General features: G+C 64.5%; 14 protein-coding genes and 1 riboswitch. Of the genes, 12 read left to right on the top strand and 2 right to left on the bottom strand.

The features are described 5' to 3' along the window. Nucleotides 1–56: 56 nt before the first annotated feature. A complete protein-coding gene (locus tag TP2_RS02775; RefSeq protein ID WP_038072991.1) occupies nt 57–1,022 on the bottom strand; it encodes a homocysteine S-methyltransferase family protein in 966 nt (321 codons plus the stop codon). A gap of 228 nt (nt 1,023–1,250) precedes the next feature. Continuing rightward, nucleotides 1,251–2,306 carry a cytochrome-c peroxidase gene (locus TP2_RS02780; protein WP_038072992.1) on the bottom strand — a complete coding sequence of 352 codons (1,056 nt, stop codon included), beginning with the start codon at nt 2,304–2,306 and terminating at the stop codon, nt 1,251–1,253. A gap of 195 nt (nt 2,307–2,501) precedes the next feature. Between TP2_RS02780 and speB the strand changes: the two genes are divergently transcribed. From speB to TP2_RS17840, 12 genes are all read left to right on the top strand, one after another. After that, nucleotides 2,502–3,473, top strand: coding sequence for an agmatinase (speB, locus tag TP2_RS02785; protein WP_038073002.1), 972 nt, complete (start codon nt 2,502–2,504; stop codon nt 3,471–3,473). 5 nt (nt 3,474–3,478) lie between these two features. Then, nucleotides 3,479–3,895, top strand: a complete 417-nt coding sequence (locus tag TP2_RS02790) for a DUF1499 domain-containing protein (protein ID WP_038073003.1) — start codon at nt 3,479–3,481, stop codon at nt 3,893–3,895. A gap of 282 nt (nt 3,896–4,177) precedes the next feature. Further along, nucleotides 4,178–5,224 (top strand): DUF475 domain-containing protein, encoded by a 1,047-nt coding sequence (locus TP2_RS02795; protein ID WP_206198300.1) that lies wholly within the window; start codon nt 4,178–4,180, stop codon nt 5,222–5,224. A gap of 29 nt (nt 5,225–5,253) precedes the next feature. Then, nucleotides 5,254–5,447, top strand: a riboswitch (cobalamin riboswitch). A gap of 138 nt (nt 5,448–5,585) precedes the next feature. Next, nucleotides 5,586–7,451, top strand: coding sequence for a TonB-dependent receptor plug domain-containing protein (locus tag TP2_RS02800; protein ID WP_038073005.1), 1,866 nt, complete (start codon nt 5,586–5,588; stop codon nt 7,449–7,451). Continuing rightward, complete coding sequence (locus TP2_RS02805; RefSeq protein ID WP_240473692.1) at nt 7,438–8,289, top strand: ABC transporter substrate-binding protein; 852 nt, start codon at nt 7,438–7,440, stop codon at nt 8,287–8,289. The genes TP2_RS02800 and TP2_RS02805 overlap by 14 nt, the downstream gene beginning before the upstream one ends. Next, on the top strand, nt 8,286–9,269 hold the full coding sequence (locus tag TP2_RS02810; protein ID WP_038073007.1) for a FecCD family ABC transporter permease: 984 nt from the start codon (nt 8,286–8,288) through the stop codon (nt 9,267–9,269). Before TP2_RS02805 ends, TP2_RS02810 begins: the two co-directional genes overlap by 4 nt. Beyond that, entirely contained in the window at nt 9,269–10,015 is a 747-nt protein-coding gene (locus TP2_RS02815) for an ABC transporter ATP-binding protein (RefSeq protein WP_038073442.1), read from the top strand. The genes TP2_RS02810 and TP2_RS02815 overlap by 1 nt, the downstream gene beginning before the upstream one ends. Beyond that, the gene (locus tag TP2_RS02820; RefSeq protein WP_038073008.1) at nt 10,015–10,806 is read left to right on the top strand and encodes a cobalamin-binding protein; all 792 of its coding nucleotides are present in this window, start codon (nt 10,015–10,017) and stop codon (nt 10,804–10,806) included. The genes TP2_RS02815 and TP2_RS02820 overlap by 1 nt, the downstream gene beginning before the upstream one ends. Before the next feature lie 76 nt (nt 10,807–10,882). Then, the gene (locus TP2_RS02825; RefSeq protein ID WP_038073009.1) at nt 10,883–12,493 is read left to right on the top strand and encodes an FMN-binding glutamate synthase family protein; all 1,611 of its coding nucleotides are present in this window, start codon (nt 10,883–10,885) and stop codon (nt 12,491–12,493) included. 382 nt (nt 12,494–12,875) lie between these two features. Next, nucleotides 12,876–13,391, top strand: a complete 516-nt coding sequence (locus TP2_RS02830) for a YeeE/YedE thiosulfate transporter family protein (protein ID WP_038073011.1) — start codon at nt 12,876–12,878, stop codon at nt 13,389–13,391. Next, on the top strand, nt 13,388–14,041 hold the full coding sequence (locus TP2_RS02835) for a DUF6691 family protein (RefSeq protein WP_084713834.1): 654 nt from the start codon (nt 13,388–13,390) through the stop codon (nt 14,039–14,041). The genes TP2_RS02830 and TP2_RS02835 overlap by 4 nt, the downstream gene beginning before the upstream one ends. A 46-nt stretch (nt 14,042–14,087) precedes the next feature. Continuing rightward, complete coding sequence (locus tag TP2_RS17840; protein WP_051692131.1) at nt 14,088–14,828, top strand: protein tyrosine phosphatase family protein; 741 nt, start codon at nt 14,088–14,090, stop codon at nt 14,826–14,828. Nucleotides 14,829–14,860: the final 32 nt, after the last annotated feature.

Here is a 14,860-nt window from a genome sequence, read left to right on the forward strand (position 1 = left end):
TTTCTTTTGCGCAAAACCCTGGAGCGTGGAAACGCTGCCTCCCGCAACAGCCGCGATCAGGCGGGAAGGGGCTCTTGCCGCGCCTTTCGCACGTAATGCGCGATCCGGTCGAAATGCTTGTCCCATGTCCCGCAGCAGCCGCCCCAGATGTCGATATCGGGATAGCGCCGCGCGAGATCGCCCATCATCTGTCCCAGCTCCTCGGGATCGCCTTCCTCGATATGGCCGAGCTTGCATAGCGAGACCTTGTCCATCTTCGCGGCATTGGGGCGAAGTGAGCGCAGGCGGCGCGCCCAGTCGCCGGGCTCCAATGCGGGTTCGAATTCCAGCGGGTGCGAGCAGTTGATCCCGTAGGAATCAGGCCGAGCGGCCCCGGCCTCGGCATCGGTGGCCTCGATGGCTTCTCTCAGGCTTGGCCCTGATTTCAGCTTGTGCGAGCTGTCGAGCGTGAAGGACATGTTAACCGGCAGCCCGACCCGCGCCGCCGCACGGCTGATACCGACCGCCTCGGGAATGTTGTTGATCGTCGCGGCCCAGATCAGATCGACGCCGCAGTCCTTGAGCGTCTCGCATTGGGTGGCGTGATAGTCCTCGGCCTCCTCGGCGGTGATGTCGCGGTTGAGGGAATAGGCATCGCCCTTCGGTCCGATACAGCCTGCGATCGCGATCCGGTCGATCTGGCCCTCGTAGGCGCGCGAGACATCGCGCAGGAAGTCGATGCATTTGTGCTGCATCTCGCGCAGCCCTTCCAATGAATAGCCGAGCTTCGCGCCCCAATCCGGGCTCGCGCGGTAATCGAACCCCGCCATCAGTGCCGAGAACCCGTGCTCGGCAGCTTGGTCGAGATAGCGGCGATACATGTTCTCCATATCGCGCACCGCTTCGGGCTTATCCATCAGCTCGAACATTGCGAAGTCGCGTAGCTCGTGGCCGTGACGATAGATCACCTCGGTCTCGGTGCCGCCTTCGGTGAGATAAAGCACGCCCTCCTCGCGGGGAAACGTGGTGCCTTGCAGCGTCATGGTCTCTCTCCTTGCGTCTTTCGTTGCGGGAAAAGTCTTTAAGAGAGATCACTTGGGAAAATGGCGATGGTTCGGAGGCGTCAGCCAATCGGAGCCTCCGGGACGCGCATGACGCGCCTGACCTAGCGTCACCGTAACATGGATGACCGTTTCTGGCCACGCCGGGTCCAGACAGGAAAAAACGCGCGAAGGTCCCTTCGCGCGTCTCTCTGTCTCGGGCGGTCTGCCTTACTGCTCGGTGACCATCGTGTAAGGCTTCGGCGTGTCCTTCGTGCGTGCGGGAAGGATCGGGTGAACGACCTGAGGCTGCTCGCCGGTCAGCGCTTCGAGGAAGGCGGTGATGTCGTCGATCTGCGCATCGTTGAGCTCGGAGCCGAGCTGCGAGGTCGCCATGATCGCCACCGCGTCGCGCAGTTCCCAAACCGTGCCGGAGTGGAAATAGGGTGCGGTCAGTGCAATGTTGCGCAGCGGGCCGGCGCGGAAGACGTATTGGTCATCGGCCGTCTCGGTCACCGCGAAGCGGCCATGATCGCCCTCGGGGAGCACATCCGCGCCGGGTTTCTCGACAACGCCGAACGGATAGTAATCCTGCCCACCCACGTTGATCCCCTGGTGACAGGCCGCACAGCCCTCATCCATGAACAGCGCGAGGCCGCGTTTCTGCTGATCGCTCAGCGCCGCATCCTGTCCCATCAGGAACTTGTCGAAGGGTGAGTTCGGGGTGATCAGAGTCGCCTCGAAGGCTTCGATGGCTTTCGCGAAATTGTCGAAAGTCACCGGATCGTCTTCGCCGGGGAAGGAGGTCTGGAACGACGCGACATAGGCCGGCATCGATTTCAGCGTCGCCACGAGGTTTTCGGGCGTGTTGTTCATTTCCACGCCAGCCTGCACCGGGCCTTTCGCCTGGGCTTCGAGGTCGGGCGCGCGGCCGTCCCAGAACTGCGCCACGTTGAACACGGCGTTCAGCATCGTCGGTGCGTTGCGCGGGCCCTTCTGCCAGCCATGGCCGATCGAGGTCTCGAGGCCATCCACGCCGCCGATGCCGACATTGTGGCACGACTGGCACGAGAAAAGACCCGAACGCGACATGCGCGGGTCGAAGAAGAGCGCTTTGCCCAGATCGACGCGGTCGCGCGAGATCACGTTATCCTCAAGCATGGGCGCCTGAAGCGGGATCGCTTCGAACATCTCCTTGGCCTGTTCGCGCAGCGCCGCATCATCGGCCAGCGCGGGTGCCGCAAGCGCCGTCGAAGCGGCAAGAGCGGTAACCAAAATCCTTTTCATGGCTAAATTCCTCCGTAGCTCTTGAAAGGTAGAATCCTTCTAAGCTCACGAAAACGTGAGCATCTTGATGCAGATCAAAAAGAGGTGGGAATGTGATTGTATAACCCTGCGACATGCTGTCACCCGGCGGCGCGTAGCTCGCTTGACCTTGCGGCTGAGCCGCGCGAAAGTCGCGCTCTTGGCAAGGAGGGTGCGATGGCGCTGGAAGATGCGAAAACCCAAGTGGATCAGGCTTTTACGCGGGCGCAGACGCGGGGGCTGAGTTTCGAGAATACTTTCGGCGGTGCCACGAGCTTCCTGCGCCGCCGCTACAGCAAAGACCTCTCTGGCGTGCAAATTGCCGTCACCGGCATCCCGTTCGACCAGGCGGTGACGAACCGTCCGGGGACCCGGTTCGGGCCGCGTGCGATCCGTGAGGCAAGCACGCTTCAAGCCTTCGATGCGCCCTTTGGCTGGGGCTATGACCCGTTCACCGAACTGGCGATCAGCGATTACGGCGACATGGCCTTCGATTATGCGAATGTCGCGGAGGTGCCGGGCCGGATCGAGGCGCATCTGGCGCAGATCGTCTCGGCCGGGGTGGTGCCGATCACGCTGGGCGGCGATCACTTCATCACCCTGCCGATCCTGCGCGCGATCGCGGCGCATCACGGAGAGATAGCGCTCATTCAGTTCGACGCGCATTCCGATACCTGGGCCGATGACGACATGGATCGGATCGACCACGGCACCTTCCTCTACAAGGCGATCAAGACCGGCGTTGTCGCGGCGCGGAATACCGTTTCGGTCGGCATCCGGACCGACAATCCCGACACGCTCGGAGTAACCATTCTCGACGCGCCGATGGTGCATCAGGACGGGATCGACGCGACGCTCGCACGCATCCGCGCGGTGGTTGGGGACAAGCCTTGCTACATCACTTTCGATATCGATTGTCTCGATCCGGCTTTCGCGCCTGGCACCGGCACGCCGGTCTGGGGCGGGCTGGCAAGCTGGCAGGCGGCGGCGCTGTTGCGCGGGCTCAAGGGGATCAACCTGATCGGCGGCGATGTGGTCGAGGTCTCACCCCCCTATGACACGACCGGCGCCACCGCGATCGCAGGGGCGCATGTCGCGACGGAGCTGATCGCGCTCGCGGGATGGAGCTTGCGCGGAGGGCAGGGGTGAAGCGGATGGGGATCATCCTGCTTGCGATCATCCTTCTGGTGATTGCCGCCGATGCCTGGGTGCGTCTGGCCCCGATCGACCCGGCGCGCTTTGTGGTTGCGGGGCGAGCCAAATCGCCCGGAGATCATCCCGAACCCGGTGGCTTTCAGGCGGCGCGCGAGGTGGAGGATCCGCAGGTGCAGATGGTGGCGCTCGACAAGATCATTCGCGCCACCGCCCGCACCCGGCGCGTCGAGGGCAGCCCGGAGGCGGGGCAGGTGGCCTATGTCACTCGCTCGGCTTTCTGGGGGTTCCCGGATGTCACGACGCTCTGGGTCGACGGTCAAACTATCCAGATCCGCGGCCATCTCGTTTTCGGACGCTCCGATCTGGGGGTGAACAAGGCCCGGATCCAGGGCTGGCTCGATGAGGCGGGCCTCTAGCGGCAGAAACGCGCGCGATCCTTGGGGGCTCGCAGTGCCCGTGGCCGCCGCTTTGTCTCAAAAGCCCGACTGTCGCTCGGCCCCCGCGATGTCCCGGCCATGGTGCCTGCCCAAGGGGGAGGATCGGGCGCAATCCGGGTGGGCGCGCGCCGCCGACCATCGGAAATACGCTCCCATCACAAACGCGCTCCGGTTGCCACAGAGGTCAACTCTGCCGGACCGCTCCCTTGCGAAGCCCCTGTCCCCGACCTATGTGACCTCCCAATGCCAGCCGGAGCCAGCATGCAAACCGCCTTCCGCTATTTTTCCTGGGCCTTCGCCGTCACGCTTGCGGGGCTCGTGGGTGCCTTCGCGCTCGGGCTTCATCACAGCGGCACTCTGGCTGGGGCGGCGTCCTTCCTGCTGATCGCGGCAGTGCTCGCGGTGCTGGAAATCTCGCTGAGCTTCGACAACGCCATCGTCAATGCCAACAAGCTCCATCAGATGTCGCCGAAATGGCAGCGGCGCTTCCTGACCTGGGGCATCCTGATCGCGGTCTTCGGAATGCGCATCCTGTTTCCGCTGCTGATCGTGGTGATCGCGGCCGGGATCGGCCCGTGGCAGGCGATCCAGCTCGCGGCGAAGCACCCGGCCGAATATGCGCGCATCATCGACGGCGCGCATCTGTCGATCGCAGGCTTCGGCGGGGCGTTCCTGATGATGGTGGCGCTGACTTACTTCGTCGACGAGGGCAAGGAGATCGACTGGATCCGCACCCTGGAATGCCGCCTTCGCGCCTGCGCCTCGATCCGCGGGCTCGAGATTGGCTTCGTGCTGCTGGTGATCATGCTCTTCACCTGGATTCTGCCCGAGGGCCGCGAGGGGGATTTCCTCTTCGCCTCCGTCGCGGGTCTGGCGACTTTCCTCGGCGTCGAGGTGCTCGGCCATGTGCTCGACCGGGCAAGCCTCTCGAGCGAGACCGCCAAGGCCGGGATCGGCGCTTTCCTCTATCTCGAAGTGCTCGACGCGTCGTTCAGTTTCGACGGGGTGATCGGGGCCTTCGCGCTGACCCAGAACCTGTTCCTGATCGCGATCGGTCTGGGGATCGGCGCAATGTATGTGCGTTCGATGACGCTGATGCTGGTCGAGCGCAACACGCTCAGCGAATTCCGCTATCTCGAACATGGCGCCTTCTGGTCGATCCTGATCCTCTCCGTGGTGATGTTCGCGCAGACGCTGGTGCATGTGCCCGAACTGATCACGGGGCTCGTGGGCGCGGGGCTGATCGGCCTGGCGCTGATGTCCTCGATCCGCTTCAACAAGCGTGCGCGCCTCGCTCACGAGAGCTGAAATTTTCTTGACAGTTCCTGTCTCGCACGGCACATCGGCCCCACTTCGGTTCCGCGAGAGCGGATGAAAAGGGAACCCGGTGCGATGCACGCATCCATTCCGGGGCTGCCCCCGCAACTGTGAGCGGCGAGCGAAGGCTGACTGAGCCACTGGGAGATCCCGGGAAGGCCAGCCCGAGCTGAGACCCGCGAGCCAGGAGACCTGCCGAGGCGCTCATCCTTTCTGCCTGTGCGGGGTGCTCAGGCGAGGCGGATTTCCGTCAGTGGTGACACTCTTCACCGTCGGCGGAAAGCGTATCTTTCCAAAGACTTGCAATGATAAGTTCGCGTGACCTTCGGGGCGCGATACGAGGGATTTGGAAATGCTGGCTTCCCGCCTCACCACGAGCCTCCTGCTCACCACCGCGCTCGCCGCCCCGGCGCTCGCCCAAGACGATCAACCCTATCAGCTCGACGAGATCGTGATCTATTACGGCGCGCTGGAACCGCGCTCCGCCGACCAGACTGCACAGGCGGTGACGGTTCTGTCCAAGAAGGATATGGAGCGCAGCGGCGAGACGCGCCTGTCCAATCTGATCGCGCAAACCCCCGGCGTGGGCATCCTCGCGCGCGGCCCAATGGGCGCGCAGACCGGCTTCACCATTCGTGGCGTGTCGCAGAACTACGTGAAGGTTCTTGTCGACGGCATCGACGTGTCGGACCCCTCGGGGCCGCAGGTTGCCGCCGATCTGGGCCGTTTGAATACCTTCAACTATGACCGCGTCGAGATCATGCGCGGCACGCAATCTGCCCTTTATGGCGGGTCGGCTGTCGCGGGGGTCATCAATCTCGACACGCCGCGCCCCACCAAAGAGGGCGTGTCGCAAAGCGTGGCTCTAGAGCTCGGGTCCTACAAGACTGCGAACTTCGCCTATAACTTCGGCTGGAAGCAGGGCGATGATGAGCTTTCGGTTCAGTTGTCGAAGATCTACTCCGCCGGGTTCTCGGCGGCTGACGAAAAGAACGGCAATACCGAGAAGGACGGCTACAAAGCTGACCGCGTCAGCCTGCGGGCGCAAAAGCGCATTTCCGACAACCTGCTGATCGGTTTTGCGGGGTTCGCGCAGAATGATCGCGGCGAGTACGACGAAACCGCCTTTGATCCGGTGACCTACGCATCTTATCCGGTCGATGGCACGCCCGATGAAGTAACCTATGCGAAAACGCGGGGCGCGCGCCTGTTCGCGCAGTTCGACACTGGCCCGGTGTCGCAGGAAGTTGCTTTGAGCTATTTTCGGATCGCGCGGCGCACGGATGGAGGGACCGCCCTCTACGGGCCGACCTTCAATGATTATGTCGGCAAGCGGCGCAAATTCGAATGGCTCGGCCATGCAGAGGTCGGCAGCGGCAAAGCGAGTTTCGGGATCGACCGGACGCTGGAGAACTTCACCAGCAAGTCGACCTATGGTGGAAGCGATGCGTTCACGAGCGTTACCGGCGTTTTTGCCGAGTACGCCTTTGCTCCCGTCGAGGGTGTCAATGTGATCGCCTCGGCACGTCATGATCAGCTTTCTTCTTTCGGTGATCAGACCACGGGTCGGCTCGGTGTGACCTGGCAAGCGGCACCCGACACGCTGCTGAAGGTTTCGCTCGGCAATGGCTATCGTGCGCCGTCGGGTTATGAACTCTATGGACCCTACGGTGACGCGACGCTGCGCCCCGAAAAATCGATCAGCGGAGATTTCGGGATCGAACAGAAATTTGGCGCTCACACGCTGACGGCGACCCTGTTCCGGATCGAAGTGAAGGATCTTATCGACTACGCCTATCCGGCTTATTACCAGACCTCGGGCACCGCCACGCGCCAGGGTGTCGAGCTTGGAATGAAAGGGCCGATCACCGACAAGATCGGCTACTCGCTCGGTTATACCTATCTCGACAAGAAGAACCCTTCAGGCTTGTCCTCGGGCTCGACCTGGAACTCGGCTTTCGGGCGTCATACGCTGACCGCCGGGATCGATGCCAAAGTGACCGACAAGATCACCCTCGCGGCCGATCTGCGCGTCGTGACCGATCGCCAGAGCCAGCCTGATTACGGGCTGATGAACGCGCAGATGACCTACGATCTGGGCGAGGGCAAGGAGGCCTATCTGCGCATTGAGAACCTGACCGATACCGATTACCAGCTCTGGCCGGGCTACGGCACGTCGGGCCGCGCGGCCTATGTGGGGCTGCGTGCGCGGTTCTGATCTGAAAGGGGCGGCTCTGGCCGCCCTTTTTGCCGCCCTTGGGGCGGCGACATCCGCGTGGGCCGAGGAGCCCGCGCGCGTGGTCTCGATGAACCTGTGCACCGATCAGCTGGCGCTGGCTCTGGCCGATCCGGGGCAGATCGTCTCGCTCAGCCATTTCGCGACCGATCCGTCGATGTCGGTACGCTGGAAGCAGGCTGAGGACTATCCCGTAAACTATGGCCGTGCCGAAGAGATTTCGATCCTTCACCCTGATCTCGTTCTGGCCGATACCTGGTCGAGCCCGGACACGATCCGGATGCTGCGCACGCTCGGGATCCGGGTTGAGCAACTCCCTCCGGGCACCTCGCTGCCTGAACTTCGGGGCCGGATCGAGACGATGGGCAAACTGCTCGGCCATCCCGATCGCGCCGCGAAAATGCTCGCTGATTTTGATGCGCGACTGGCGGCGATCGAGAAACCTGCACCGGGGCTGCGCGCCGCGATCATCGGGCCTTCGGGTTATGGCTACGGGCCGCGCACGCTCGAAGGGCAAATTCTCGAGATGGCAGGTTTTACCAATGTCGTGAGCGGGCCGGGGCTGGACTGGGGCGGGCGCTTGCCACTGGAGGATCTGGTGATGGATCGCCCTGATCTGGTTGTCGTGGGCGGCTCGATGAAAGGGCAAGGCACGAGCCGCGCGCAGGAGGTGCTGGCCCATCCGGTGCTGCGCGATCTGCCGGTGGTGCGCGGGCTGCGCGATGCGAGCTGGACATGTGGGGCGCCGGCGATGTTGACTGCGGTGGAAGAACTCGCTGAACTCGGGCGCAAAATCGAGAAAGAAAAGCTGACGCAATGAGTTATCGTGCGATCCTGATCCTTCTCGGCCTGGCCTGCGCGGCGCTGTTTCTCGCGTCGCTGCTGATCGGACCGTCGGGCATCTCTCCGCTCCAAGGGCTCTCGGCGCTGATCTCTGGCGAAGGGGCTGCGGGGTTGGTCATGCGGGAACTACGCCTGCCGCGTGCGATCCTCGGGATCGGTGTCGGCGCCGCTCTGGGGCTGTCGGGGGCCGCGATGCAGGGATTTCTGCGCAACCCGCTGGCCGAGCCGGGGCTTATCGGCACCTCCGCCGGGGCGGCGCTTGGTGCGGTGATCGCGATCCAGACCGGGCTCTATGCGGCCTTTGCGCTGGCGCTTCCCTTCGCCGCGCTGGCGGGTGCGGGCGTCGCGGTGGCGCTGATCCTGATCCTTGCGGGGCGCGAGGGACGGGCGCTGGTCCTGATCCTCGCGGGCATCGCCGTTTCGGCGCTGGCGGCGGCGGCAACCGCGCTTGTCCTGAACCTCGCACCGTCGCCCTATGCGGCCGCGGAGATCGTGTTCTGGATGATGGGGTCACTTGCGGATCGTTCGATGACCCATGTGGCGCTGGCGCTGCCGTTCGTGATCCTCGGCGCGGTGATACTGCTGCGGGCGGGCGCGGGGCTCGACGCGTTGAGCCTTGGAGAGGATGCGGCGGCCTCGATGGGCATCTCTCTGAAAAAGCTCAAGCTTCAGATCGTTTTCGGGACGGCGCTGATGGTTGGCGCGGCGACTGCCGTCGCGGGCGCGATCGGCTTCGTGGGTCTCGTCGTGCCGCATCTTCTGCGGAAATCCGTGGGGTCGCGGCCTTCGCGTCTGTTGCCGGCTTCGGCACTTGGCGGCGCGGCGATGCTGACGCTCGCGGATATCGCGACCCGGGTAATCGCGCCCGAGCGCGACCTCAAACTCGGGGTGCTGACGGCGCTTGTGGGGGCGCCGTTCTTCCTGTCGATGATCCGCAAGATGGGGCGGGAGGGATGATGCTGGAGCTGCAAGACCTGTCCGTATTGCGCGGCGAATGCCCGGTCGTTGATGGCGTCACGGCGCAGGTGGGTCCGGGTGAGCTGATCGGCCTCATCGGGCCGAACGGCGCGGGCAAGACGACGCTGATGCGCGGCGCGCTGGGGCTGATCGCGCATCGCGGCGCGAGTTCGCTGGCCGCGCGCGATCCGGTGGCGCGTGCCAAGCTGGCCGCCTGGCTGCCGCAGGCGCGCGAGATCGCCTGGGGGCTCTCGGTGGCGGAACTGGTGGCGCTTGGGCGCTTGCCGCATGGGCGCGATCAGAACACGGTGGGGGCGGCCGCGGTCGAGGAGGCGCTGCGCCGGATGGGCCTCGAGAGCTATCGCGAGCGAACCGCCACGCATCTTTCGGGCGGCGAGCAGGCCCGCGTGCTGATCGCCCGCGCGCTCGCGCAGCAAAGCCCGCTGATCCTGGCCGACGAGCCGATCGCGGGGCTCGATCCGGCGGCGCAGATCGCGACGATGGAGGTCTTCGCGGCCCATGCGCAGGCCGGCGGCGCGGTTGTGACTTCGCTGCACGATCTGGGGCTGGCCGCGCGCCATTGCACGCGGCTCTGGGTGATGGATCGCGGGCGTCTGGTGGCCGATGGCAAGCCCGAGGAGGTGCTGACCGAACAGCTGCTCGCCGAGGTTTTCCATATCCGCGCGCATTTCAAGATCACGCCGGAGGGCCCTGTTTTCCAACCGCTTTCGACGCTGGGGCTCTGATGGCTTTTCCGCCCGAACGCATCGTCTGCCTGACCGAGGAGACGGTCGAGACGCTCTATCTGTTGGGCGAGGACGCGCGCATCGTCGGTGTCTCGGGCTATGCGGTGCGTCCCAAGCGGGTGCGGCGCGAAAAGCAGCGCGTGTCGGCCTTCATCTCGGCCGATCTGCCGAAGATCCTCGCGCTCAAGCCCGATCTGGTGCTGACCTTCTCGGATCTTCAGGCCGAGATCGTGGCGGGGCTGGTGCGCGAAGGGATCGCGGTGCATGCGTTCAACCAGCGCTCGATCGCGGGCATTCTCGACATGATCCGCACGCTCGGTGCGCTGACGGGCTGCCCGGAGCGCGCCGAGACCCTCGCCGCGGGCTATGAGGCCCGGCTGGCCGCGATCGCCGCGAAACCGCGGGCCACTCGACCGCGCGTCTGGTTCGAGGAATGGGACGAGCCGCTGATCTCCGCGGTGGGCTGGGTGTCGGAACTGATCGAGATCGCGGGCGGGCAGGATGTGTTCGGGCACCTCGCCCGCGAGGGGAAGGCGAAGGATCGCATCGTTGTTACCGAACAAGTGATTGCAGCGGCGCCGGAGGTCATCGTCGGCTCGTGGTGCGGCAAGAAATTCCGGCCCGAGAAAGTTTCGGCAAGGCCGGGCTGGCAGGACGTTCCGGCTGTTGCGCGAAACCGGCTTCACGAGGTCAAATCGACGCTCATCCTGCAACCGGGCCCCGCGGCGCTCACCGATGGGCTCGATGCGCTCGAGGCGGCGATTTGGCCGGATACGGGGTTGCGCCGTTAACTCTGGCTCGACATAGAGGCCGGGCGCGCTAGACTGGCTGCGCAGGAACAAACGAAAACAACCCCGGGGAGGGGGCATGTTCACGCGTTTTATACGGTTTTCGCCGCTCGCCTTGTCGGCTCTGCTGACGCTCGGCGCGCTCTCTGGCCTGATCCTGACCGACTGGTTTCTGATCGCCGCCATCGTCTTCGGGTTTCTGACGCTCGTCGGGATCTACGACCTGATCCAGACGAAGCACGCCATCACCCGGAACTATCCGATCCTCGGCCATCTGCGTTTCTTCTTCGAGGAGATCCGCCCCGAGATCCGCCAATATCTGATCGAGGGCGATGACGAGGAAGTGCCGTTCTCGCGCGCCACCCGCACCATCGTCTACCAGCGCGCCAAGGATATCGAGGATGCCAAGCCTTTCGGCACCCGGATCCGCGTTTCGGAATCTGGCTATCAGTGGATTACCCATTCGGTGAAGCCGCGCCATATCGAGGATAGCGATTTCCGCGTCGAGATCGGCGGGCCCGACTGCAAGCAGCCCTACAAGGCGTCGATCTACAATATCTCGGCCATGAGTTTTGGGGCGCTGTCGGCAAATGCGATCATGGCGCTCAACAAGGGCGCGAAGATGGGCGGTTTCGCCCATGACACGGGCGAGGGCGGCATCTCGCGCTATCACCGCGAGGGCGGGGATCTGATCTACGAGGTCGGCTCGGGCTATTTCGGCTGCCGCAACCACGATGGCAGCTTCAATCCCGAGAAATTCGCGATGCGGGCGCAGGACGATCAGGTGAAGATGATCGAGGTGAAGCTGAGCCAGGGCGCCAAGCCCGGCCATGGCGGGATGCTCCCGGCGGCCAAGATCACGCCCGAGATCGCCGAGGCGCGCGACATTCCGATGGGAGTGGATTGCATTTCGCCCGCCTCGCATTCGGCCTTCTCGACCCCGATCGAGATGATGGAGTTCATCGCTCAGCTGCGCGAGCTGTCGGGCGGCAAGCCGGTGGGGTTCAAGCTCTGCGTCGGTCACCGCCGCGAGTTCATGTGCATCGTGAAGGCGATGCTGGAGACCGGCATCACGCCCGATTTCATCGTGGTCGACGGCAAGGAAGGCGGCACGGGCGCGGCCCCCCTGGAATTTGCCAACCACATGGGTTTCCCGCTCGTGGAGGGCTTGAGCTTCGTGCATAACACGCTGCGCGGGGCGGGATTGCGCGACAAGGTCAAGATCGGGGCGTCGGGCAAGCTCGTGACCGCGTTCCACCTTGCCAAGGCGCTCGCGATCGGGGCGGATTGGGCAAACTCGGCGCGCGGCTTCATGTTCGCGATCGGCTGCATTCAGGCGCAGTCGTGCCACACGAATAAATGCCCGACCGGGGTGACCACGCAAGATCCGATCCGTCAGCGCGCGCTGGTGGTGCCCGACAAGGCGACCCGCGTGGCCAATTTCCACCGCAACACGATGAAGGCGCTGGCCGAGATGACGGGGGCTGCGGGCCTGACGCATCCCGGGCAGTTCCTGCCGCATCATCTGCTGGTGCGCGACCGCGAACGCGACTTCAAGGTGGGCGACGAGATCTATCACTACATGCCCGAAGGGTTCCTGCTGCGCGAGGATGATGACCGTTTCGGCTATCTCAAGCGCTGGAAACGCGCGCGGGCGGAAGCGTTCGAGCCGTTCGACAGTGGCGTTTGAGCCGTCTCGACGAGAACTGCGAGAGGCCGGGGCGATGCTCCGGCCTTTTGCGTGGGCCGCGGCAATGACAGTGCGAGGCGTCGCGCTGGATAGCCGCTTTGCGATCTCGTCACGCGATGGTCACAAAGCTTTCAGGCGCCTCACGAATTTGTGCAAGGCCGTATCGGCGTGAGGGTGCACTCCGGAACGGCATGTAAAATCACACTATTTTGCGGGCGCGGCGCGGGGTTTTCCCGCCAGAACGAGCGTTTTCAGGCCGAATTTCCGACGCCGAATCGGCGCTGATGCCGCGCTGCGGCGTTCAATCAAGTTGAAAGCGCTTTCGCAATTTGTATCATCACCTTTGAATATGTTTATCATCATGGGAGAAAGGGAGGCTGCCATGAGGGACACCCCCAAACCGTTCTGGTCTCCGCTGGCCGCCGGCACCGTGCTGGGCTTGGCTTTGCTGTTGACCTTCATCGTTACCGGGCACGGGCTCGGTGCATCGGGCTTCGTGACGCGATTCGCGGCACAGGCGAATGACTGGGTGGCGCCGCAGGCGACCGCCGAGAACGCCTATTTCGGCCCCTTCATGAAAGCGGGCGCGCCGCTTCTGAGCTGGATCACCTGGGAAGTGATCGGTGTTCTGATCGGCGCCTGGCTCGGCGCCAAGGGTGCCGGCCGCATCTCGGTCAAGGTCGAGCGCGGGCCGCGCGTCTCCTCGGGCAGCCGTCTGGGCTATGCTCTGGTCGGCGGCGCTCTGGTCGGCTTCGGCGCGCGTCTGGCGCGTGGCTGCACCTCGGGTGTGGGCCTGTCGGGCGGCGCGACGCTGGCGGTGGCCGGCTTCGTCTTCCTGATCGGTTTCTTCGCGGCGGGCTTCGCCGTGTCCTTCATGATGCGGAGGCTCTGGCAATGACCATTCCGTTTTACGATGGCGGCGTCGCCGCTGGCCTTCTGTCGGGCGTTCTGTTCGGCTACGCGCTGGAGGCGGCGGGCTTCGGCTCCCCGCGCAAGCTGACGGGGCAGTTCACGCTGCGCGACTTCTCGGTCTTCAAGGTGATGTTCACCGCCGTGCTGGTCTGTGCGATCGGACTTTATGTCCTGCGCACGATGGGCTGGATGGGCCCGAATGCGGTCTTCATTCCGACGCTGTTCTTCTGGGCGATCCTCGGTGGCGGCGTGCTGATCGGTGCGGGCTTCGCGATGGGCGGCTATTGCCCGGGCACCTCGGTCGTGGGCGTGGCCTCGGGCCGCATCGACGCGGTGGTCTTTGCCATCGGCATGGTGATCGGCACCTCTGCTTTTGCCTGGGTCTACGAGCCGCTGATGGGCTTCTACATGGCGGGCAAAGGTCCGAACGCCCAGACGCTGCCGCAGCTCTTCGGTCTGCCTGAATGGGTGATCCTCGCTGTGCTGGTGGTCTTCGCGGCTGTGGGCTTCCGCCTCGGCTCGATGATGGAGCGCGCCCGTGGTGGCCCGTTCACCGCCGAAGAAGTCTGTGCGCCCGATGACGAGGCTGATGAATTCGCCATGCGCTCGGGGGATACCTCGACCGCGCGCGGCTGAGCGACGATTTGAAAAGACGGACAAAGTTCAAGGGAGGAATATGTCCATGAAGACCAAGAAACAACGCAAGAGCCTGCTGCGCGCAGCTCTGGTTCCGGTGACCGCTGTCGCGATGAGCGCAGCCGTGCCCGCCGTGTCGAATGCACAGGCGAGCAACCCCTGCGCCCCGGCTGCGGTGGCCAACCCCTGCGCTCCGGCGGCGATGCCGGCCAACCCGTGTGCCCCGGCTCCGGCGGCCAACCCCTGCGCTCCGGCCGCAGCTCCGGCGGCGACCGCCGAGGCGGCACCGATGGCCAAGGGGCCTTATGACACGACCGTCAAGGCTACCCAGGCGCCCTATGGCGACAAGATGCCCCCGATCGTCGACAACTACCTGCGCGCGACGCCCTATGTCGGCACCGGTGGCTTCATCGACCCGACCGGCATCCCGATGCTCAAGATGCTCGGCTTCAAGACCGTCGTGAGCCTGCTCAAGCCCGACGAGGGTGCGCCGAACGAGGGTGAGCTGGTCGAGAAGGCCGGGATGAAATACATCCATATCGCCGTGCCGACCAAGGCGCCGACCAACGAGCAGGTCGCCGAATTCGCGAAGATCGTCGAAGACCCGGCCAACTACCCGATCCTGCTGCACTGCGAGAGCTCGAACCGCGTGGGCGCGATGTGGGCGCTCTACCGTGCCTCGAAGGGCGTGCCCGTCGAGATCGCCGTCGAGGAAGGCCGTCAGGTCGGCCTGAAGACCTCGCGCGAAGGGGCCGTGCGCGAAATGCTCGGCATGCCGCCGCTCTGAGCGCGAATGTCGCGATGACAAGGACGGGGTCA

The sequence above is a fragment of the Thioclava pacifica DSM 10166 genome, assembly GCF_000714535.1.
Classification (GTDB): Bacteria; Pseudomonadota; Alphaproteobacteria; order Rhodobacterales; family Rhodobacteraceae; genus Thioclava; species Thioclava pacifica.

Coding starts and splice junctions, on each gene's coding strand:
- TP2_RS02775 (WP_038072991.1), bottom strand. CDS start 1,022: ATGACGCTGCAAGGCACCACGTTTCCCCGCGAGGAGGGCGTGCTTTAT.
- TP2_RS02780 (WP_038072992.1), bottom strand. CDS start 2,306: ATGAAAAGGATTTTGGTTACCGCTCTTGCCGCTTCGACGGCGCTTGCG.
- speB (WP_038073002.1), top strand. CDS start 2,502: ATGGCGCTGGAAGATGCGAAAACCCAAGTGGATCAGGCTTTTACGCGG.
- TP2_RS02790 (WP_038073003.1), top strand. CDS start 3,479: ATGGGGATCATCCTGCTTGCGATCATCCTTCTGGTGATTGCCGCCGAT.
- TP2_RS02795 (WP_206198300.1), top strand. CDS start 4,178: ATGCAAACCGCCTTCCGCTATTTTTCCTGGGCCTTCGCCGTCACGCTT.
- TP2_RS02800 (WP_038073005.1), top strand. CDS start 5,586: ATGCTGGCTTCCCGCCTCACCACGAGCCTCCTGCTCACCACCGCGCTC.
- TP2_RS02810 (WP_038073007.1), top strand. CDS start 8,286: ATGAGTTATCGTGCGATCCTGATCCTTCTCGGCCTGGCCTGCGCGGCG.
- TP2_RS02815 (WP_038073442.1), top strand. CDS start 9,269: ATGCTGGAGCTGCAAGACCTGTCCGTATTGCGCGGCGAATGCCCGGTC.
- TP2_RS02820 (WP_038073008.1), top strand. CDS start 10,015: ATGGCTTTTCCGCCCGAACGCATCGTCTGCCTGACCGAGGAGACGGTC.
- TP2_RS02825 (WP_038073009.1), top strand. CDS start 10,883: ATGTTCACGCGTTTTATACGGTTTTCGCCGCTCGCCTTGTCGGCTCTG.
- TP2_RS02830 (WP_038073011.1), top strand. CDS start 12,876: ATGAGGGACACCCCCAAACCGTTCTGGTCTCCGCTGGCCGCCGGCACC.
- TP2_RS02835 (WP_084713834.1), top strand. CDS start 13,388: ATGACCATTCCGTTTTACGATGGCGGCGTCGCCGCTGGCCTTCTGTCG.
- TP2_RS17840 (WP_051692131.1), top strand. CDS start 14,088: ATGAAGACCAAGAAACAACGCAAGAGCCTGCTGCGCGCAGCTCTGGTT.